Source organism: Polynucleobacter kasalickyi (assembly GCF_900176405.1).
GTDB lineage: Bacteria > Pseudomonadota > Gammaproteobacteria > Burkholderiales > Burkholderiaceae > Polynucleobacter > Polynucleobacter kasalickyi.
Genome location: NZ_FWXJ01000018.1, coordinates 22,699 through 43,599, shown reverse-complemented (window position 1 = coordinate 43,599; position 20,901 = coordinate 22,699). Strand labels below are relative to the sequence as shown.

General features: G+C 40.2%; 23 protein-coding genes. 15 read left to right on the top strand and 8 right to left on the bottom strand.

The genetic code is table 11. From position 1 onward, the window contains the following. The first annotated feature begins 120 nt into the window (after positions 1-120). Positions 121-363, top strand: a complete 243-nt coding sequence (locus B8983_RS12950) for a type II toxin-antitoxin system Phd/YefM family antitoxin (RefSeq protein ID WP_084285766.1) — start codon at positions 121-123, stop codon at positions 361-363. Continuing rightward, positions 357-608 carry a Txe/YoeB family addiction module toxin gene (locus B8983_RS12945; protein WP_234987049.1) on the top strand — a complete coding sequence of 84 codons (252 nt, stop codon included), beginning with the start codon at positions 357-359 and terminating at the stop codon, positions 606-608. Before B8983_RS12950 ends, B8983_RS12945 begins: the two co-directional genes overlap by 7 nt. A 287-nt stretch (positions 609-895) precedes the next feature. Here B8983_RS12945 and B8983_RS12940 read toward each other — a convergent pair whose 3' ends face one another. Then, a complete protein-coding gene (locus B8983_RS12940) occupies positions 896-1,855 on the bottom strand; it encodes a sodium-dependent bicarbonate transport family permease (RefSeq protein WP_084285764.1) in 960 nt (319 codons plus the stop codon). Between the two features lie 84 nt (positions 1,856-1,939). Here B8983_RS12940 and B8983_RS12935 point away from each other — a divergent pair, with 84 nt between their 5' ends. From B8983_RS12935 to B8983_RS12920, 4 genes are all read left to right on the top strand, one after another. Continuing rightward, on the top strand, positions 1,940-2,836 hold the full coding sequence (locus tag B8983_RS12935; protein ID WP_084285761.1) for a LysR family transcriptional regulator: 897 nt from the start codon (positions 1,940-1,942) through the stop codon (positions 2,834-2,836). Positions 2,837-2,954: 118 nt separating this feature from the next. Then, positions 2,955-3,350 carry an MAPEG family protein gene (locus tag B8983_RS12930; RefSeq protein ID WP_084285758.1) on the top strand — a complete coding sequence of 132 codons (396 nt, stop codon included), beginning with the start codon at positions 2,955-2,957 and terminating at the stop codon, positions 3,348-3,350. A gap of 327 nt (positions 3,351-3,677) precedes the next feature. Then, the gene (locus tag B8983_RS12925) at positions 3,678-4,607 is read left to right on the top strand and encodes a Bug family tripartite tricarboxylate transporter substrate binding protein (RefSeq protein ID WP_084285753.1); all 930 of its coding nucleotides are present in this window, start codon (positions 3,678-3,680) and stop codon (positions 4,605-4,607) included. A 1-nt stretch (position 4,608) separates the two neighbouring features. Beyond that, positions 4,609-5,697 (top strand): alpha/beta hydrolase family protein, encoded by a 1,089-nt coding sequence (locus B8983_RS12920; RefSeq protein WP_084285751.1) that lies wholly within the window; start codon positions 4,609-4,611, stop codon positions 5,695-5,697. A gap of 641 nt (positions 5,698-6,338) precedes the next feature. Here the strand turns inward: B8983_RS12920 and B8983_RS12915 are convergent. Then, positions 6,339-6,740 (bottom strand): BLUF domain-containing protein, encoded by a 402-nt coding sequence (locus tag B8983_RS12915; RefSeq protein WP_084285749.1) that lies wholly within the window; start codon positions 6,738-6,740, stop codon positions 6,339-6,341. Between the two features lie 229 nt (positions 6,741-6,969). Here B8983_RS12915 and B8983_RS12910 point away from each other — a divergent pair, with 229 nt between their 5' ends. Together B8983_RS12910 and B8983_RS14055 are read left to right on the top strand one after the other, a co-directional pair. Then, positions 6,970-8,085: an alpha/beta hydrolase gene (locus B8983_RS12910; RefSeq protein ID WP_084285748.1), complete on the top strand. Its 1,116-nt coding sequence runs from the start codon at positions 6,970-6,972 to the stop codon at positions 8,083-8,085. Positions 8,086-8,592: 507 nt separating this feature from the next. Further along, entirely contained in the window at positions 8,593-8,760 is a 168-nt protein-coding gene (locus tag B8983_RS14055; protein WP_159460908.1) for a hypothetical protein, read from the top strand. A gap of 21 nt (positions 8,761-8,781) precedes the next feature. On the opposite strand, the gene B8983_RS12900 is transcribed toward B8983_RS14055, so the two are convergent. Further along, positions 8,782-9,381 (bottom strand): outer membrane protein, encoded by a 600-nt coding sequence (locus B8983_RS12900; RefSeq protein ID WP_084285745.1) that lies wholly within the window; start codon positions 9,379-9,381, stop codon positions 8,782-8,784. Between the two features lie 423 nt (positions 9,382-9,804). Between B8983_RS12900 and B8983_RS12895 the strand changes: the two genes are divergently transcribed. Both B8983_RS12895 and B8983_RS12890 read left to right on the top strand, forming a co-directional pair. Continuing rightward, positions 9,805-10,671 carry a phosphate/phosphite/phosphonate ABC transporter substrate-binding protein gene (locus tag B8983_RS12895; protein ID WP_084285743.1) on the top strand — a complete coding sequence of 289 codons (867 nt, stop codon included), beginning with the start codon at positions 9,805-9,807 and terminating at the stop codon, positions 10,669-10,671. Continuing rightward, a complete protein-coding gene (locus B8983_RS12890) occupies positions 10,661-11,812 on the top strand; it encodes a GGDEF domain-containing protein (RefSeq protein ID WP_084285740.1) in 1,152 nt (383 codons plus the stop codon). Before B8983_RS12895 ends, B8983_RS12890 begins: the two co-directional genes overlap by 11 nt. Positions 11,813-11,940: 128 nt before the next feature. Here B8983_RS12890 and B8983_RS12885 read toward each other — a convergent pair whose 3' ends face one another. The 4 genes from B8983_RS12885 to B8983_RS12870 all read right to left on the bottom strand — a co-directional run bounded on the left by B8983_RS12885 (position 11,941) and on the right by B8983_RS12870 (position 14,418). After that, positions 11,941-12,273 carry a cupredoxin domain-containing protein gene (locus B8983_RS12885; RefSeq protein WP_084285736.1) on the bottom strand — a complete coding sequence of 111 codons (333 nt, stop codon included), beginning with the start codon at positions 12,271-12,273 and terminating at the stop codon, positions 11,941-11,943. A 372-nt stretch (positions 12,274-12,645) separates the two neighbouring features. Beyond that, the gene (locus B8983_RS12880) at positions 12,646-13,572 is read right to left on the bottom strand and encodes a Bug family tripartite tricarboxylate transporter substrate binding protein (RefSeq protein ID WP_234987048.1); all 927 of its coding nucleotides are present in this window, start codon (positions 13,570-13,572) and stop codon (positions 12,646-12,648) included. A 353-nt stretch (positions 13,573-13,925) separates the two neighbouring features. Then, the gene (locus B8983_RS12875) at positions 13,926-14,210 is read right to left on the bottom strand and encodes a hypothetical protein (RefSeq protein WP_143736188.1); all 285 of its coding nucleotides are present in this window, start codon (positions 14,208-14,210) and stop codon (positions 13,926-13,928) included. Beyond that, a complete protein-coding gene (locus B8983_RS12870) occupies positions 14,170-14,418 on the bottom strand; it encodes a hypothetical protein (protein ID WP_084285729.1) in 249 nt (82 codons plus the stop codon). Before B8983_RS12870 ends, B8983_RS12875 begins: the two co-directional genes overlap by 41 nt. Before the next feature lie 444 nt (positions 14,419-14,862). On the opposite strand from B8983_RS12870, the gene B8983_RS12865 reads away from it, so the two are divergent. From B8983_RS12865 to B8983_RS12855, 3 genes are all read left to right on the top strand, one after another. Continuing rightward, complete coding sequence (locus tag B8983_RS12865; RefSeq protein WP_143736187.1) at positions 14,863-15,396, top strand: carboxypeptidase-like regulatory domain-containing protein; 534 nt, start codon at positions 14,863-14,865, stop codon at positions 15,394-15,396. Between the two features lie 283 nt (positions 15,397-15,679). Next, entirely contained in the window at positions 15,680-16,846 is a 1,167-nt protein-coding gene (locus B8983_RS12860) for a mandelate racemase/muconate lactonizing enzyme family protein (RefSeq protein ID WP_084285723.1), read from the top strand. Between the two features lie 52 nt (positions 16,847-16,898). Further along, on the top strand, positions 16,899-17,813 hold the full coding sequence (locus B8983_RS12855; RefSeq protein WP_084285721.1) for an MBL fold metallo-hydrolase: 915 nt from the start codon (positions 16,899-16,901) through the stop codon (positions 17,811-17,813). An 86-nt stretch (positions 17,814-17,899) separates the two neighbouring features. Here B8983_RS12855 and B8983_RS12850 read toward each other — a convergent pair whose 3' ends face one another. Next, entirely contained in the window at positions 17,900-18,652 is a 753-nt protein-coding gene (locus tag B8983_RS12850; protein ID WP_084285720.1) for a hypothetical protein, read from the bottom strand. Between the two features lie 369 nt (positions 18,653-19,021). On the opposite strand from B8983_RS12850, the gene B8983_RS12845 reads away from it, so the two are divergent. After that, a complete protein-coding gene (locus B8983_RS12845; RefSeq protein ID WP_084285718.1) occupies positions 19,022-20,047 on the top strand; it encodes a substrate-binding domain-containing protein in 1,026 nt (341 codons plus the stop codon). Positions 20,048-20,087: 40 nt separating this feature from the next. Beyond that, complete coding sequence (locus B8983_RS12840; protein WP_084285714.1) at positions 20,088-20,897, top strand: ABC transporter substrate-binding protein; 810 nt, start codon at positions 20,088-20,090, stop codon at positions 20,895-20,897. Positions 20,898-20,901: the final 4 nt, after the last annotated feature.

Genomic DNA, 20,901 nt, shown 5'->3' with positions numbered 1-20,901 from the left:
TTAAATAACCGACCAAGAAAAAGATTAGGATTTAAAACACCCAACGAAGTATTTATGCAGTCCTTAAAACGTGTTGCACTTCGTACTTGAATCCACCACTATATAAAAATGAGCAAAATCATGACTATATTAACTGCAAGCGAAGCTCGAGCAGGTCTTTATCGTTTGATTGATCAGGCGGCAGAGTCACACAAGCCAATAGTCATTTCTGGTAAGCAGGCAAAGGCCGTATTACTTTCTGAAGAAGATTGGAGCGCCATACAGGAGAAGCTTTATCTATTGGCAATTCCAGGAATGCGCGAGTCAATTAAAGACGCAATGGCTGAGCCTATTGCTAAAAGTAAAAGGGCATTGAAGTGGTGATTTGGAATTTGGTATATTCCAAATATGCCACTAAGGATGCTAAAAAACTATCTACCGCAGGTCTTAAAGATAAAACACAGGCTTTATTGGATATTTTAGAAGTAGATCCACTCCAAAATCCACCACCTTATGAGGAGTTGGTTGGCGACCTAAAGGGGACTTACTCAAGCAGAATTAATATTCAACACCGTTTGGTTTATGAAATCTTTCCTAAGGAGAAGACAGTTCGAATCTTAAGAATGTAGACTCACTACGAATAAAGTAGACATTAGTCTAAGCGCGAATCTAGGCGTCCTCGGCCCTGGTCGATTCTGCCTCTGACCACCAAGCAACACCAAAACCACCTTCGAGTGGTTTTTTAATGCCCATGTGCTTCTAAGGTGATTGATGGTTCGGTTATTTGGATCTAGTGATGCTTGTCTGGGCTCAGAGTTCAAAATCTAAGCGTGGGGATGTTTGTCCTCTAACCGTTCTTGCGATAGATACTCTGTGATGAAATGTTTTTTTAAATGACAAACCTATTTGCCATTCCTTAAGCACAGTATTTAGCAATTGCGATATAGATGGGGATGCCAAAAATAATGTTCAAGGGAAAGGTGATGCCTAGTGACATGCCCATAAACAAAGCGGGATTCACTTCAGGCATGGCGTGACGTAGAACTGCTGGCACCGCAATGTAAGACGCACTTGCCGCAAGAATCATTAGTAAAATCGTATCACCAAGTGGTACTTGAAATAGATGGCATAAGCCGAGCGCAATCAGAGCATGAACGGGCGGTGCTATGAAGGCGTATAACAGTGTGATGGGGGGCTTTCCTTTGAGCTCCCTAATACTTCTGGCGGCAACTAGGCCCATGTCTAGCAAGAAGAATGCCAATAAGCCTTTGAATAAATCAATCGAGAATGGTGCCATGACTTTATGACCTGAGTCACCAGATATCAGGCCCACTACTAATGATCCTAGTAGCAGAAGTTGCCCGCCATCAGTAAACGATTCATGAAGTATTTTGCCTAAAGAGGTCTGCGAAGTTGTGGTGCCTGAGCGCTGTTGCCGAATCTGATTCGCAAGAACAATCGCAATAATGATCGCGGGCGACTCCATGAGAGCCATAGCTGCGGCCATGTGTCCTCCATAGCTAATGCCGTCTTGATCTAAAACTTGGGTAGTAGTAATAAAAGTGACGGCACTAATAGATCCATAGGTTGCGGCAATAGCGGCGGCATCCAGTTTATTGAGTTTATGTTTTAGTAAGTTGTAGCCCAGCAATGGAATCGCTATAGCTAAAGTGATTGCCAACCCCAGACTAATCGCAATCTCAGGAGTAAATCCTGATTTATTTAAAGCAAACCCACCCTTTAATCCCAGTGCCATCAGTAGATACAAGGATAAAAAACGAGAGATTGGTTGGGGGATTTCTAAGTTGGATTTAACGAGCCCAGCAAATATGCCGAAGATAAAAAACAGAATCGAGGGATCTAGTAAGTTTGTCATGAATATTCCTTTTAAAGTGATTCTAGGAAAATAGACATATAAAGTAAAATCGAAATTATGATAATTTTGTATAGGTAAAAACCTATGAATATTACTTTTAGACAATTACGCCTTTTTATGGCCTTAGCCGAGACTGGTAGCGTCAGTACGGCCGCCCGTATGGTTCATGTAACCCAACCAACCGCTTCAATGGGCCTCAAGGAGATAAGTGATGCTATTGGAGTGCCACTCTATGAAGTGGTAGCCAGAAAAGTACATTTAACGCAAATGGGTCAAGAGTTGGCTAAAACCGCTAGAGCGATTTCTGGTGAATGGGAATCCTTTGAACAGCAAGTCGATAGCATCAAAGGATTAACTCGGGGAAAGTTAAGAGTAGCCGTAGTGAGTACTGCCAAATATTTCATTCCAAGAATATTAGGAACTTTTTGTGCAAAGTATCCACAAATAGATATTTCTCTAGAAGTCCTCAATCGCGATGGTGTGGTGAAAAGATTGGAAAACAACTTAGATGATCTTTACATCATGTCTCAGCCACCACTTAATATGGATGTAGAAGACGAAGTATTTATGCCAAACCCTTTGTTATTGGTTGCTACAAAAGACCATGTGTTTGCTAAGAAAAAGAATTTTGATATCTGCTCAATAAAGAATGAAAAGTTTATTTTTAGAGAAAAGGGCTCTGGTACACGAATGACAACAGATGCGCATTTCAAAAAGTTGAAATTTAAGCCGGATGTTAGGCTGGAACTTGGAAGTAACGAGGCAATTAAGCAGGCTGTCATAGGCGGTCTGGGAATAGCTGTTCTGTCTAAATATTCTCTGGGGGATCAATCTGACCAAGAAGAAGTCGCTATCTTAAAATGTAAAGACTTTCCTTTTGAATCAAGTTGGCACATCGTGACTCCTAAAGGCAAAAAGCTATCGCCAATAGCGACAATCTTTAAGAAGCATCTATCTCAACAAGCCAAAGACTGGAAATAGAGTCGGGGACTCTGGACCCTAATCGATTCCCCCAGGGTCACCAAGAAACACCAAAACTACCTTCGGGTGGTTTTCTTCATTTGCAATTAGTATCTAGAAAATATCCTCAGAGCCCTAAATGTTGATAGTCAACTCAATCATTGCCTCTGTATTAACCATGTTTGTAAAGCGCTCTTTTGCCGTCATAGGCCTGAGAAGAAAGAATAAGGTTGGCTTAGGAAATGGTGATATTGATGATCTTGAGAGGGCTATTCGAGATCAGGATAACTTTGCTGAATATGTTCCCTTTGGGATTAGCTTGATTGCTTGTCTGGAATTAAATGGTGCCCCTTGGTCGATGGTTACAATTCCTGGCATCACTCTTATTATTGGTAAAGTGATCCATGCTCAAGGGATTAATCAGCCTCCGCCAAACTTTAGTAAACGTATCTTGGGGACAAAATTTACCTTTTTCACACTCATATCCCTAGGCGTTTTCAATTTGGGATGGTCTTTGTATCGCTTAATTATTTAGCGTTCGTTATCCAAGATTCTTTATCGGTTACAAAAATTTCGATTGCCTGCAGTTGAAATACTTCTCAAGAGTGGATCTAATAACTAGGCTAGAATTTTCAATATGTAATTTAGATGTGGTCAAAAAACCTCATACACCTAAAAAAAGGAAACAATATACATAATCGGTTAATAAGAAAAATGTTAAAGTATTCAAAATATTAAAAATATCTATTCCTTTTTTAGATGGAAATAGATAAATAATGAAGGAGACACTTTGAACCCGAGTTGTGGAGTTGGCTTACTATCGCGCTGTTATGTAAAACATTGGCAAAAGTTTCTAATATGCATGTTGATTGTTTTGAGTGGACCTATTGGGGCACAAGAGTATCCCAATAGACCCGTGCGTATTTTTGGTCATGGCCCAGGCAGTACTGCGGATTATTTGTCGCGAATTATCGCCCAAAAGCTATCTGAAAAATGGGGTCAACCTGTAATAGTAGACAGTCGTACAGGGGCTGGTGGTACTGTGCCAGCAGATATTGTTGCTAAAGCTCCAGCCGATGGTTATAGCTTGTTGATGGGCCATGCAGGCCCCATGGTGAGTTCCGTTGTTTTATACCCTAACTTACCTTACGATCCTGTAAAAGATTTAGTTGGTGTATCCATGGTTGCAACGGGTGTAACTGTAATGATGGTGCATCCAAGTATTCAAGCCAATACAGTTGCTGAGTTTATTCAATATGCAAAAAAAAGAAATGATCTCAATTTCTCCTCTGCTGGCAATGGCACGATTAGCCATATAACTGGAGAGTTATTTAAACAAGTTACAGGGGTAAATATGATGCATATCCCCTATAAAAGTGCTGGTGCGGGATTAACTGCTCTACTCGCCAATGAAACCCAAGTCTCTTTTTTGTCGCCAGTGACCGCTGCGGCACAGTTAAAAACAGGTAAATTAAAAGCATTAGTTGTCTCAACCAGCGATCGATTTCCTAGCTTACCAGAAGTCCCTAGCGCATCAGAAGCAGGACTGTCGGGCATGGATGCCAAATTATGGTTTGGACTTTTTACTGCAGCAAAAACCCCTAAAGCAGTCATACAAAAATTGAATCAAGATATTACAGACATCCTACGTCGCCCAGATGTAAAAGAACTGTTCTTGAAACAGGGTATTCAAGCATCACCTTCAACACCGGAGTCATTAGAAGATTTTGTGCAAACAGAAATTAAACGTTGGACTCCGATCATCAAAAACGCAAATATACAGGCTGACTAATATGACACAAACTACTAACGAACAGGCAAAAGATCCTCGTATTGAATCTGCAATTTCCCATTGGGCGCCACGCTTTGTTGCCAATGGCGTACCGATGACAGACTTTCTAGAAGTTACTGCCAGCTTGCAACATTGGGATAATTGGTGTCAAGCTTGGTCACAAAGAGCCGCTATCCATGAAGGATTAGGGCATGAAGCATTTAATGATGGCTTTGAATATTCAGCGAGCCAACATTGGACACGAGCGGCCGTATGTTATCACTTTGGAAAATTTTTATTTGTGAACGATTTGGAGCAAATGCGCCAAGCTAATATGAAAGCTGTAGAGTGTCGTAATTTAGCCTTACCGCATTTAAAGCCACCTGGGGAAAGAGTCGCTATTCCATACCAGGGTAAATTCTTATATGGCAATTTAAGAAAACCACTAGGTGTCTCAAATCCACCGGTTGTAGTGATGTGCATGGGGCTAGACTCAGCAAAAGAAGAAATGGACGATTATGAAAATCGTTTCTTAGTTCGTGGTTTAGCAACCCTTGCTTTTGATGGACCAGGTCAGGGAGAGGGGGAGTATGATTTTCCACTTTGTCCTGAGTTTGAAGAGCCGGTAGGAGCCGTATGTGATTATTTAGAAACTCGGTCGGACATTGATTTGAACCGTATAGGAATTTGGGGAGTTTCTTTGGGCGGTCATTTAGCTCCAAGAGCAGCCTGTTTTGAAAAAAGAATTAAAGCCTGCGTAGCTCTATCGGGCGCATATCAACGCTCGGCAAATTTTGAGGGAAGACCGGTAATCAATGTTGAGGCATTTCGTGTTCGGACGAAAAGTGCCAATCTTGAAGAGGCCGGAAAAGTGGCTTTACGGATGTCTTTAAAAGGGATTGCTAAAAATATTACATGTCCAATTTATATTGTTGCAGGGGATAAGGATCGATTAACCCCTGTAGAGCAAGCAAAGTTATTGGCGGAGGAGGTTTCAGGACCATGCGTACTATCTATCATTCCGGGTGGTAATCATGTGGTGAATAACCTTTGGTATAGATATCGCGATCAAACAGCAGACTGGATGTCACGACAGTTATATGCTATCTAGGACATTTGTTTCTTAAAAGAGTTAGTAATGTCCTGAGGGGTAAACACGCCTCAACAGGCGTAAGAAATATCTTTTTTATGGGTAAAACAAAAGTAAAGTGGACATATGTTCACTTTACTTGCTCTGTCGCGAACCGTTTGTTTGATTGGATTAATTAGTCGGGCAATCTTCTCACCATCTAAAAAACGAGATACAAATTTCAGCTTTTCATCTATCTTCGTACTTTCATTCCATGGCAGAAGTAGGCCTTCCTTATGCCTAAAACTGTAAAGTATGTGTCCGGTATAAAGTGTAAGGTATGCCTCAGGTCATACATCAGCTATGTACCGGTCACATGGTTGGGCTATTTGTATTCATGATTATGATTCAGCAAATATGATTAGGGTCAGAAAATGAGCAAGGAAAACATCACTGCTTCATTGAGGGGATCCACCATTGGTTGGGTATTTATGGGCTTTTTTGAAATACCTTTATCTGTTATTTAATTGATGGCTAATCCACAATAACCAGCGTTTTAATCGTACCTAGGGTGCTTACCTTACGAGTGGGGGTGGAAATTCTGTTGAACTCATCTAACTTTAAGGGGCTTTGGGTTCGGATCAACCCTCGCATGAAGTGTCCTGACAAAGGACAAGAAGGCTTTATTTAGCCAGTATCTTAAAAAGAGGATGGTTGACGGGCATTTCTAAATCTTTAACGGCTTCGACCATATCTGGAAAATACTCGACCACCTTATCTGATTCAGGAAATAACATAGACCATTTGGTAAAACTTCGATGAACAATAGGCTCTTTAGATAAGAGTTGGATATCTTTATGCCTTGTGTCTCGTTGAATCTTACTCCAGATACGTTCAATAGCGTCTTCATCACCTTCAATGACCTGAGCAAATTGATTGTTCTTATAGATTAATAAACCCGTGATGTTGTATTTTTGATTATTAAGAAAAGAGTGCGCTAATAATCTCAAACTTCCAAGAAAAGAAATTTCCTCCGTTGTATTGCTGGTATAGCATAAAGAAATTAATGGTGAATTTTTGTTCATAACTTCATTAAACCACCTTAGGAATCTTGTAACAATAGATATTAGCCCTAGTATTTTTCTTAGAAATCGTCCTCCTCTGGTATTGTCGATTCCACCGTGAACCAACAATAAGTACCAGTTACCAAGGTAATTACTGATTGAATTGAATGAAAGAATTGCATATACTCACGCTTGATGAGCAACTGTACTATTTCAAAAAATCAGTAGAAAATCTTTCATAGGGTGAGACATGCAATTTAAAAAAACGAATCGTTTTTGGATCTTTTCACTGATATTGCTTTTGTCCGCCTGCACCAGTTTGCCAGACAAGCCAGTACCTAGTAGAAGTTTCTTTTATGTCGGCGGCAGTTATGTCGGAAGTCCTGGTAAAGAAATTATGCAAGGACAAATGTATGTCGAAAAACTGCAGCCCCAGCAAGTCAAGCAACCATACCCATTGGTTTTGATTCATGGCGCAGCACAAACGGCTACCAATTGGATGATGACACCCGATGGTCGAAAGGGGTGGGCTGAACATTTTCTAGAGTTGGGCTATGTGGTCTATATGGTGGATCAACCAGCGCGGGGACGCTCGGCATGGCATCCTGAGGTGAATGGTAAATTGCGCATGTATACTGCACCGCAAATTGAGCAACTTTTTACCGCAGCAGCTACTTTGGGAAACTGGCCACAAGCTAAGCTACATACTCAATGGCCCGGCTCGGGGCGGCGAGGAGATGCAACCTTCGATGCTTTTTATGCAACACAGGTTGAGTCATTGTTGAGTGATGTCGAAACGCAGACCTTGAGTCAAGCGGCTGGTGCTGCATTGCTAGACAAAATTGGCCCCGCCATTTTGTTAACGCATTCACAGTCAGGCCCATTGGGCTGGGTGATTGCGGAGAGTCGTCCACAAAAGATCAAGGGTATTGTGTCCATCGAGCCTTCTGGCCCGCCATTTCATAACAATGCACCCGGAAACCCCAAAGCACGCGCTTGGGGTGTGGCCGATATTCCTCTTACCTATGAACCTAAAGTAACAGCACCTGAGCAAATCAAAACGCAAGTGCAAACATCACCAGATAGTCAAGGTTTAATTGGCTGCACCTTGCAAGCTGAACCGCCACGGCAGTTGGTCAACTTCCGACAGTTTCCGATTTTGATTACTGTTTCAGAGAGTTCGTACCACGCACCCTACGATCATTGTACTGCGGCGTATTTGAAACAAGCTGGTGCGCCAATCGATTTCATTCGATTGCCAGAGAGAGGTATTCGCGGGAATGGGCACATGGTGATGCTTGAAAAAAACAATTTAGAAATTGCTGATTTTTTACATCAATGGATGGTTAGTAAGATTAAGCCGTAAGCTATTGAAAATAGTTCAGCAAAAGGTAGTTTAATTTCTGAATCGTTGGCCGAGTTGATTTGCGAATGTCAGAATATTTAAACTTACAGTGAAGATCGCTGTTATGGAGAAGTCGCCAGATGATTTCAAAAAAGCTTTTGCCCTCAGCCTAACGAACCACAAAGTTATTTCATTCTTTGTGGCCTTCCTTCCTTTATTTTTAAAATCACACTCGTCGGTTGCTACTACGACCTTAAATGCCAAAAGTGCCCAAGAGATAAACAGAGGAGCAAGATTACCACGACCCACATGGCCAATTGGTTCAAGCTAGTCCCGGACCTGCAAACAGTATGAATGCAAAATTTAAGGGCAATTATTTTTACTTTAGATAAGTTCTTTGTACTTGTGAACGAGAATTTTGCAGAGGTTCATGACATTAAAGAGTAGCCGACGCCTACAGGCTTCTTTTAAACGACTTTAAGTTTGAATAAAAGATTTAGTTTAAGCTCAACGAGGGAGCGAACATTATTGGAAGACTACGGTTATTTATCTAAGCCTAACATCCGAGGGAAAGAACGACAAGAATTGACGATGCCTCTGATTTTCAATATGGAGACTGTAAAAAAAACGAGTAACGGGGTGCCAAAGATTGCCAAGCCACGGCTCGGCATGTTCTCAGGACGACTGATTATTTGACACCCTTCTCAGATTAAACTATTAGAACTTATAGCCAACGCCAATCGTTCCAACGGTAAGGGATGGCTGAGCGCTAACTCCACTCTGAATACTTTGTGAGCCGTAGTTAATTTTTTGTAGTTCGAAACGAAGGTATATACTTTCATTCAACATCAGCATTGAACCAATACCATACCCAATACCATCAAATGAATAACCAGGAAAGTTGCCAGCGTTAGTTACAGTTGCATTTCTATGGTTATAACCAATCGTTGCATATAGCAAGGTAGTGTCATTAATTGCATATCCTGGTTTAAAGTTTAAGCTGTAATGGTTATCACTTTGCAAGCTTGCAGTTGCAATATTCCCGCCATTCGTTTTAGCAAGGTCATAAGTAACAGATGCACCTAATACAAATTTCTCTGTAGTCGCGAAGTTATATCCTGCTTCAAGTGTTGGAAGTACCGTTTGGGCTCCCGTGCTAAATGCCGGTCCCGATCCATTGATATCCGTTGAAGAGCCAACAGAACTTACTAAGATGCCACCAAACGGGCCCTTAAAATTGCTTGCCTGGGCATAAGCTACTGAAGTAGCAAAGGACAAACACATACAACAGCCAACAGCCAAGATATTCATTTTCATATTGTTTTTCTACTTTTCTTAAAGTTATTCATTCTAATTAAACTGGGAGCCTAGTATATGCCCTAATCCGGAAAATGCCCTACAGTTAAAAGGAAGTATTAACTAAAGATAGTTGCCTTACGCCATATTATGAAATTCAAAGGGGATTCTAAATAGAAACAATGTTCTTTCTAACTGGGGTAGCGGTCACTCAAAGATTACTCAGACTTGGAGAGTGTTTGCCGCTAGCCAATGAATTTTGAAATTTTAGTAAATCGATGAAAGTCTTTATTTGCTTTAGACCGAAAGTGATAATCTTCAGTGCAAAAAAGTCACTAAGCTTTTGAACATAAAGCCTTCAAATGATGCAGTGAATTGAGCTATTTACAGAGGAAGTCTGCTAAGATAAAAATAGGTTCAGTTGTTGTGGCCATATTGGGAAAAATGAGGACATATTTAACTAGCTTACAAATTTCTTCGGTAGTAATTCTGTTAATAGTGATTAGCCCAAACATATGGGGGGCGTGCCTTGGTGATAAGGCATCTCCTAAAGAAATGAGCGTTGCAATTGTTCCTCAACTTTCACACGCTTTGACTTATTCGAAGTGGGCTCCCATCCTAGAGTATGTTGGCAAAAAAACTGGCCAATGCTTCAATTTAGAAATTCCTGAAACTATTCCTGCCTTTGAAAAAATACTATTTAAAGGCGAACCGGATTTTGCCTTTGCCAACCCCTATCATGAAGTGATTGCTAAAAAACGCAAAGGCTACATTCCCTTATTCACTGACGGCAAGACTAAGCTTACCGGCATATTGGTCGTCAAAACAGATAGCGCTATTAAAAACATTGAACATCTTCAGGGAAAAGAAATAGCTTTTCCATCTCCAAATGCTTTCGCCGCCTCACTTTTAATCAGAGCTGAACTGGCAAAAAAAGGGATATTCATCAAACCCAAATACCTTAAAACCCATGCAACTGCTTACCGTGGGGTTGCGATGGGAGACTTTGTTGGTGCTGGCGGAGTAAACAATACCCTGCAACGTGAGGAGCCAACTCTCAAAGAAAGTCTCAGAATCTTGTATGAAACTTCGGGGTATGCCCCACATCCTTTTATAGCAAATCCTAGAGTTCCTCTAAAAGTGCGCAATGGGGTAACGGAGGCATTTATAACTCTCAGTAATACCGAGTACGGTAGAAAACTCTTAGAGGATGTGCAAATTCCTCAGCCAATACCATCAGACTATCAGCGTGACTTTGCGCCCTTAGAAAATTTGAAGTTAGAGAAATTTTTGGTGCTCGATGAAGGTTGAAGTTTATAGACGATCTAGAATTAGTACTCGATCATTATTAAAGGGTACAGGATATATTGCGATAGGTACGATTGTATTTACCTTGATAGCGCTTTGGTTGTTTGATTTGAGAGCGCGGGATATTCGCATCTCAGGTCGTGAGAGTACCTCACAAATGATGGCTGATGGCATTGCAATTGCCATTCAGGATGATGTTATTGCCCGGAACTTCGCTCAACTCGAAAGTCGCCTGAGGCAGGCAATCTCAGATCCTCAAGTTCTTTCAATAATGGTGGCAGATTTCGATGGAGTTGTATTGTCTGAGATGCAACGTGATACTCTGACTGGAGAAATCAAGCCAACCTATTCTTATAAAAAGACTACAGCTCCATCTGCTGAAGAATCAGTCGATAGCAATAATTTATCGACCACACGTTGGTTAGCGTTAAAGGCGGGAGTTCCTATAGGCGGACTTAAGCTAGAAATTACTTCTAAATTGATCGACGATAAGTTAATTGATTTACGTCGGGATGTAAGTATTGCACTTTTAGGCGCCTGCCTCATTTTATTTGCTTCGATTGGATTAGTTTTAAGACGCACCCACAGTCTGATTCGTGTTGAGGAAGCTTTAATGGACGGTAAAAGCGAAGCCCTTGAGAAAATTGCGTTTAATGATCACCTCACGGGTCTGCCTAATCGACTTTTATTGCTAGACCGCATTGGCCAAGCTATTGTCTTTAGTGATAGAAGTGGTAAAAACTTTGTTCTCTGCTTTATGGATTTAAACGGTTTCAAATTGATTAATGACAATTATGGCCATGATATTGGGGATCTGGTTCTGAAAGAGGTTGCGACAAGACTGAAGGATTCCGTGAGAGCTAGTGACACAGTGGCACGCATTGGTGGTGATGAGTTTGTGCTCTTGTTGGTCGAAGGTGTGGATGGGGATGGTTTTGAAATTGTTTTAGATAGAGTTAAGAAAAGTATTCATCAGCCAATTCGATTGCTCTCAGGCAATATTCTTCAGGTGGGTATTAGCATTGGAGTTACAACTTATCCTATAGATCATAGTTCGCCATCAGACATGCTAAAGCATGCAGATCAAGCAATGTACCAAGCCAAAAGGTCAAAAGAAGATAAGTTTCGGATCTACAAGCCCTAAGAGACTAAAGTATGTCTCAGGCCCTACACGAAGCCCAGTTTTTTGGGCTACGTGCATTCAACTGACTCACTCTGATATTCCCTGGCATGTGTAAATGTGGCGGTCTATCAAAATAGAGATAAGTCATTTTATTTAACAATAACTACACCTTGAGCTGTTTCTGGGCTGAATTCACCTTCAAACTTGTAACGACCTGGTGAGAGTGGGCCAATATAAAAAGAGGCGCTACTTTTTGCTTTAATCAGAACTTCTTTCTTTAGATCATGGCTTTCAAACTCCTCTGGGGTGTCATCAAGATTCTGAACCACTAGTTTTACCTTCTTATTTGCCGGGATTTCAATTTCAGAGGGAGAGAAGCGCCCTTTTTGAATCTTGATGTTGATTTCTGATTGATTGGCACTCGCTGAGGTGGCAACCCCAAGCACGAGACAAAATAAGGTGTAAGCAATAGTGTTTTTCATGGTTTAGTCCTTTATTAAATAAGAATCATTCTCATTATACATGTTATTGAGAATGATTCCTATTAATAATAGAGGGGATAAATAGGCATGCTGTGTGTGTTTTGAGTCTCTAACCACCTCAGATGTTAGCGGGTTATTGGATTGAAAATTCTCGAGTCTAGTCGCTTCGGCAGCAAGCCATAAAGATTCCCGAGGAACAACAACAGATAAATCCCGCATGAAGTAGAAGAAAATAGAACTTCCATCAAACCATGTTGATCGGCATAAGTGTTGATTAAAAAGAAGCTGAATCAGTATTCGTTGAACATTCTCATCACAGCTGAATTGAACTCAAATATACAGAGAATCAAGATAGAAAAAAACATGCATTGGTTAGTCTAATTTAGCGCCAGCATCTTTAACAGCCTTAGCCCAACGAGGCATTTCTGCAGAGAGAAATTTAGTAAATTGATCTGCATTCAGATAGGCTGGGTCCGCTCCTTGATCTACCATTTTCTTCTGAATTTCAGGAGACTCTAATGTTTCTTTGAAAGCTTGACTCAATTTATTAAGTACTTCAGGTGGCATACCTTTGGGTCCCAAAATCCCATAAAATCCTACTACTTCAATATTTGCAACGCCAGTTTCAATTACCGTAGGGATATTAGGCAAGGCAGGGTTACGTTTAGCACTCGTTATTGCTAATACTTTTAATCGGCCTTGTTTGGCGTAGTTTGCTGCTTGAGGTAAAGACTCTGCCATAAACTGCACATGACCTGCAATCAAATCAGTAAAAGCGGGCGCACTACCTTTAAAGGGAATATGAGTCATAAGAATACTAGTTTCAGTTTTAAGCATCTCAGGAACTAAATGACTAATACCGCCATTTCCTGAAGACCCATAATTCAGTTTGCTCGGATTAGCTTTTGCATACGTAATAAATTCTTTTAATGAATTGACAGGTAGGTCTTTATTCACGATAAAAGCTAAAGGTTGTTGAGCTGTGCGCGCTATCGGCTGAAAATCTTTTAATGTGTCATAGGACGACTTGGCATAAATTGCGGGATTAATGACCATGGTCCCGGTATTGGCTAATAAAATGGTATATCCATCAGGAGGTGATTGTGCAACAAATTGGGCGCCAAGAACGCCCCCTGCTCCGGACTTGTAATCAACAATAATAGGTTGCCCTAAAATAGATTGTAGATTTTCAGTCAGTAGCCGTAAATGGGAATCCAATGGACCACCGGCAGAAAAGCCAATAATAACTTTAATCGGCTTATCGGGAAAGGCCGCTTGTACGGGATTAAACGAGAACAATAATATGAAACCGTACAGCAAGTTCCTGAAATTTGATAAGCGAAAAAACATAGATTTTAGGCCTTGGAAAATTTTTTGAAACACATGAAGGAAATGTCATTACAGTCTAGTGTAATTAACCAGCGACCACAATAGGTTAGGATAACGTTGATGTTGCACAAAGACCTGAAGAGGCATAATAAATAATATGAAATGACCATTTGGCAAAAACAAGTCAATGGCTCCCCGATGGAATGTGGGCTTGAAAATTAATTGGTTCAAAGATGAACCCCATCATTATTGAGCGTAAAGACTCATGCACTATTCAACATAGAGGCAACAGTTCAAAGATAACTTATAGAGACAATTAACCGTCACTTATTCATATTTTGTATTCTGGTTTGCAACTCTACTGAAACTTCAGCTAGTCCTTCATAAGCATTATGAAGATGATTTGGTAGGTCAGGATCTCCAATCATGACGCCTAAGGTTTCAGTAATGCTGTAGATTAGGCCCAAAGCAGCGCTGAGACTGATACTTTGATTTTTAATGGAGTGGTCAATATGATCAATTGCCGCCGCAATATCTTGTAGTTGATCTACTTTTGGCATTGCCAACCTAAGGCCGTTGAACAGATGATTGAATATTGGCATGCTCATTAATCGCTTCTTCGCTATAACGAAGGGCTTGCAGAGCGTGCCCATGAGCGATAAGCGCATGATTCGCCGATGCCTCATGATTGCCTAATGAACGCATTCTTGCGGCCTCCATATGGCTTTTTGCAGCTTGCTCGTGATGATTCGCCGCATGATCGTGATAATTGGCAGTGAACTGGTGGTGAATATGATTAGGGTCCTTGTGTGGCATGAGATTCCTCGATTGTATTGTTGATACTAGTATTTAAAAAATTAGAAAGGCAATTCAATTTAGAGTTAAAACAAATAACAAATCTACCTCGGTGAAGTGAACCCACACCTAGGAATCTTGACATTAATTGACGCAAGAGAAATTTTCTGTTCGGTAACGCACATTGCTTAATAGAACTTATAGGGGGAAATACAGAGTGTAAGAGTTAAGCGAAAAATTGCCGTCATCGGAGACTTAAGCTCTTGATTGTTTTAGAGGCTCATAAAAGTATCCGTGAAATAGTTTCTAGTCCATTGCCTTCTTTATTTCTATCGCTTATATTGCTATAAATGATAACTTCAATGTAAATACATACATATGCTTAACTGGATTTCTGAACCGATTTATTGGCCCCTCTTTCTTCTATTGCAGGGTTTGAGTGCGGTAGTTCTTTTAGGGGCTTTAATGCATACGCCACTTTTAAGATTTGCAGATAAGTTTAGATTTTCACCAAGTTTTATGGGTCGATTTTTATGCGTTCATTCGGTATTAAATGCCAAAGCAGTTGGTATTCGTTCTCTTGTTCCTGTTGTGTTAGTTCGATGCGTTAATACAAAATATCGAAGTGTCATCAAAATTCCTTTGATGCTATGTTTTAGTTCAGTCGCGCTGTTTAGTTTTGCTGGCGGAATGGAGTTTATGGCTGATGACACGAGTGCTCAAGGCCCTGCTTATTTTGGATTTGTGAAGGATGAGCAAGGAAACATTATCAAGTCTGCGTCAGTGATTGTGACAGCTAAATCATTTGGTGCTGCCGGTGTAACTGCCACATTTACCACGAATGTCTTGGGTTTATATCGAGGCCATATCCATCAAGAAGCCCAGACTGAAATTCTTAAGTTGACCTGCCTCAAAGATGGCTACCGGCAAACAAAAGTCATACGTAAATCAAAAACGAATAAGTTTTTGGAAACTGACTGTATTATGCAAAAACGCTAACTCAGTATATTTACTAGGTCATTAGAAAAGTACGTTAAAAATTTAAAAGGGCATTTCGACGAGACGGCTCCGCTCGGCTCAATTATCTTGAAGAAGAAATATTTTGATTTATTTTATTAGGTCGTGCACTCACATCACTTGCCAAATATCTACTAGCCAAGTAAAGTCCATTTTTTATAGTTGGGTTTTAAAAGCCTAAGTAACAACTCCTGCAATGACCTTGGCGCTAGAACCGCCTTCAGCTTAAAATTTTTCCACCACCATTCATACCCCTGGAGCATCAATGAGAATCACCGAAATTAGAGAGATCACACTTCCAATTAGTTCGCCAATCCGAAACGCGTATATTGACTTTAGCAAGATGAACTTAAGTCTTGTCGCAGTGATCACTGATGTGATGCGTAATGGTAAGCCTGTAGTTGGGTATGGATTTAACTCTAATGGCCGGTATGGACAAGGGACTTTAATGCGTGAGAGATTCATTCCGCGAGTTATGGAGGCGAATCCTGAAACATTGTTAGATTCATCGGGCAAAAATCTCGACCCACATAAAATTTGGTCAACCATGTTTATGAATGAAAAACCTGGAGGTCATGGTGAACGCTCTGTGGCAATGGGTACCATCGATATGGCTGTTTGGGACGCTGTTGCCAAAATTGAAGATAAACCCTTATTCCAAGTATTATCTGATCGTTATAGTGATGGAAAACCAGATCGGAAGGTTTTTGTTTATGCAGCAGGTGGTTACTACTACCCCGGTCAAGATCATGAGAAGTTAAAAGATGAAATGCGTAGTTATATTGATCGTGGCTACACCGTTGTGAAAAAGAAAATTGGCGGTGCTTCACTAGATGAAGACTTACGTCGGATTGATTCTATCCTTACCGTATTAGGAGATGGTCAACAGTTATGCGTAGATGCCAATGGCCGCTTTGATCGTGACACTGCGGTTCAATATGCTAAAGCCCTTTCTCAATATGACTTGTTTTGGTATGAGGAGGCGGGCGATCCTTTAGATTATGAACTCCAAGCTACGTTGCGAAGTTACTATAAGAATCCAATGGCAACAGGGGAAAACTTGTTTTCCATGCAAGATGCTCGTAATCTGATTCGTTATGGTGGCATGCGCTCTGATCGTGATTACCTGCAGTTTGACTGTGCATTAAGCTATGGTTTGGTAGAGTATTTGCGCACGTTAGAAATGCTGAAAGAGCATGGCTGGTCAGCTAAGCGTTGTATCCCACATGGCGGACATCAAATGTCTTTAAATATTGCCGCAGGTTTGGGCTTGGGCGGTAATGAGAGTTACCCAGACTTATTCCAACCATTTGGTGGATTCCCTGATGGTGTGAAAGTAGAGAATAGTTACATCACGATGCCTGATTTGCCTGGTATTGGATTTGAAGGTAAGTCTGATTTGATCAAGGTAATGCAAGAATTATCTGCATAATGGTTATATAAAAGCAACCTAAACGACTAAAAATTAATCAAAGACAAAATTTATGAAAAAATTATTATCACTAAGCGTAATGGCAATCATTTCATTGATCAGCCTCTCATTCATCTATGAGCTTGCAGCAGCGAATGGAAAAGAACCATCTGGTGGCAAGGTAACCATTATTTATGATGCCTTTGGTAAACCTTCTGATCTGGAACGTGGTTGGGGATACTCGGCTTTAGTTGAATATGATGGTAAGAGAATTCTATTTGACACGGGCGGCCGATATGAGGGTTTTAAAGAGAACGTCAATAAACTCAAAATTGATCTCACTAAAATTGATTTTGTCGTCCTCTCACACAGGCATGGGGACCATACGAGCGGATTAGCTTATGTACTTGAAAAGAATCCCAATGTTGTTATCTATGCACCGCTAGAGACCGGCTCTTTTGGAACTCCTTTCAGTGCGCCACAAGCTCTACAAAGGCAGGTTGATTTATTGCCCGAAGATCTTCAGTATTTTGATGGCAAAGTTAGTAAAGATAGTATCGATTCGCCTTGGAAAAATAAAAATATTACACGTATCATAGATACAACGGAAGTACTGCCAAATATTTTTCTGGTTAGAACGGTATCAGACGTTAAGGGCACTTTAGAGCTCGCTGAGGTCTCAATGGCCATTAAAACTCCCAAAGGGTTAGCGGTAATCGTAGGGTGCTCTCATCCTGGTATTGAGAAAATATTAACGAAGGTAAGTGAAATTAGCCCCAATATTTACACGATTGCTGGTGGCCTGCATTTAGTCGACAAATCAGATGAGGTAGTGAAGCAAACGGTGACAAATTTTAAAGATAAATGGAAGCTGCAAAGGGTTGCAGCTGGTCATTGTACGGGACATTTTGCGCAAGTGGAACTTACGAAGATTTTTGGTGACAAGCATGATCATTCCGGCCTTGGAGAATTGATTACACTGCCCTGAAGAAGTTTGTAATGAGGGGCTTAATTTTGAGTAATTGATTTATTTTTCGTAGTGACAGATTAAGTTCATGATCTTTTGGTCATGAACTAATTAAAGTTCAGGGCGGCTGTGAGCTTTACTACCCAATTATCACTCACAGAAGTAACACCCTTACCTACTCCAAAATGAAATGTTGATTTGCCGGATTTAACATCCATTACTAAATAGGCTGTATTAGGTTGTTGAGTAACGGTATACAAACCTTTAATTGGCAAGTTGTCAGCATAATATTCCGTACCAATATCAATCGTATGAGTTAGGTGGTAAGCAATTTTGGCCGACGGTGAAAATGTGACGGTACTGTTCTTGTTGAGTGTCATATCGATGCTGGGATTTACCGTAAATCGCCAGTCTTTCAATTGCAATGCAAGTATCGGAGTAAATTCATAAAAGGTGGTTTCTACCCCGTCGACATCTTTGATGTAATTAATTTCATTCTTGACGCCATAGTGCCAAAAACCTTCTTCATCGTGGGTTGGAATATACAGATGACTGATCTTGCCGCCATTCACATAGCTCACGCCGTTGTAATTGCTGAGATAGATGTTGATGCCAATTTCACTCTTTTCTGTAATGCCATATCCATACTCAAGCCTAGTTTGAAAAATATTACTTTTGAAACCTTGCGAGGCAGGGGCTTGGTATAAGTTTGTTTCAATTTCAAATGCTGAGTGTTGGTAATCGGCAATCAGCTCATCATGAACTTTGATTTCAAAAGGAGCAGAAATAGCGTTGCCACTTATTGCAAAAAATAAGAGAGTAAAAAAAGGAAATTTGGAAAAATGAAGTTGTAAAAACATTTCATGATTATAAAGATGTTGAAGAAAATCTAAAAAGTAAGCAAGAAATTAGCTTCTAAAAAAGCCCTAAAAAGATAGTTATTTATAAGGGTTTTAGTCTAGCAAGGAGGTTGAAAACGTTCATAACGGAGCTTTAATATTTATAAACCACCTGTAGATATTTTTTGAATTGCTGATAAGTTCCTAGAGTAAAAAAAATTGATTTTCAGAAAACGAATAATCTTCAATAGAAATTGAAAATCGCACTTCAATGATTGATTAGCGAAACGTTAGGTGAAGTCATTAATGCATCTGTATGAACAATAAGTTAACAATTAATAAATAAAGTAAAATATTTTAAAGAACATTTCAATTGGTAATAAATTACATATGCAAATTCAAGTTCGCCCATCTATCACTACTGTAAATCCACGTCTTGGCGGAGAGGATTCAGTCGACCTATTATGGCTGTCTGCAATTCTCAAAGATATCAAGGCGGGTTCTTCATTGATTGAAGCAGCGAAAAAAGCTGGTACATCTTACCGGGGTGCCTGGGAAAAATTGAATTCCGTAGAGGATGCGTTATTAACACCAATCATCATTAGAACCAAGGGTCATGGCTCCAAGTTAACTAGTTTTGGAGAGTTCTTTCTTAAATTTATTGATGACCTGCGGGATAGTAATCAGCAATATGTCAAACCTTATCAAGAAATACTAGCCAAGAAAATTGGTGAGCTAGGAATTGAAAATGACAGGCGCTGGAGATTTGCGTCGAGTAGCGACGCAATTATTCAACAGTCTGTAAGTGAGGTGAAAGGATTTGATTTAAAAATTGCTGGCTCTAGTGAGGCATTAGAGAAATTATTAAACAATGAGGCCGATTTGGCTGGATACCATGTGTCTGATAAGAAGAGATCAAAAGTTATTCATAGCCACTTATCTAAAAATGATCTACAAATATATCCAGTAATGAAAAGGATACAAGGCTTAATTGTTAAAAAGGGAAACCCATTGGGAATTCAGTCGATTGCCGACTTAACGAATCCTAAAGTACGTTTTATTAATAGACAGACTGGGTCAGGGACGCGACTATTATTAGACAGCTTATTAAAGGATGAAGCAATTAGTCCGTCAGAAATTAATGGCTACGATCATGAAGAGTTCACACATACCGCTATTTCAAATGCAATCTTGGCGGGGAAGGCCGACGTAGGAATTGGTGTAAAAAATATTGCATTAGAAAATGGCTTAAATTTTATCCCATTAAAAGACGAGATCTTTTTTGTGGCAATGAAAAAAGATGTCGCAACTCAGAGTATCGCCAAAAAACTCATTAAAAAAATTCGAAGTAACTCTGAAGCAATGCCAGGATATAAAGCCGTTAGTCTTAATAGTCAAATTATTAGTTGGATTTAAAAAATTTTCGTATTAACTTTTAATATACAGGAATCATCAAATGCGCCGTCAATTTTCCGTAGGTCTTTTGGCAATCACTATTGCTATTGCATCTCCATCATTTGCACAGAAATCCATTGTTGTTTCATCAACAACGTCTACAGAGCAATCAGGTTTATTTGGTTTCCTGCTACCGATCTATAAAAATAAATCCGGAGTAGATGTCAAAGTTGTTGCTGTTGGCACTGGACAAGCTTTAGATATTGGACGTCGTGGAGATGCGGATGTGGTCTTTGTGCATGATAAGGATGCCGAATTAAAGTTCTTATCTGAGAGCTTTTCAACCAAGCGATATGAAGTAATGTATAACGACTTTGTGTTAATTGGACCTAAGGCTGATCCAGCCAAAATTGCTGGTGGGAAAGATATTAAATTAGCGTTGCAAAAAATTGCAAATGTAAAAACGACGTTTATTTCTAGAGGCGATAAGAGCGGCACTCATGCAGCTGAACTTCGCTATTGGAAGTCGGCAGGTATCGAGCCAAATAAAGATATGGGATGGTACAAAGACACTGGTAGTGGTATGGGTCCGGCTTTAAATTCAGCTTCGGCGATGAATGGCTATATCTTGGCAGACCGTGGGACATGGTTAGCATTTAAAAATCGGGGTGATTTAGAAATATTGGTCGAAGGAGATCCTCAACTCTTTAATCAATACGGTGTGATGTTGGTTAATCCCGCAAAATTTGCTCATGTAAAGGCTAAAGAAGGACAAGACTTCATTGATTGGATCATTTCTAAAGAGGGTCAAGAGGTTATTTCTCTCTACAAGATTGAAGGTAAGCAACTCTTCTTCCCTAATGCAAAGTAATAAA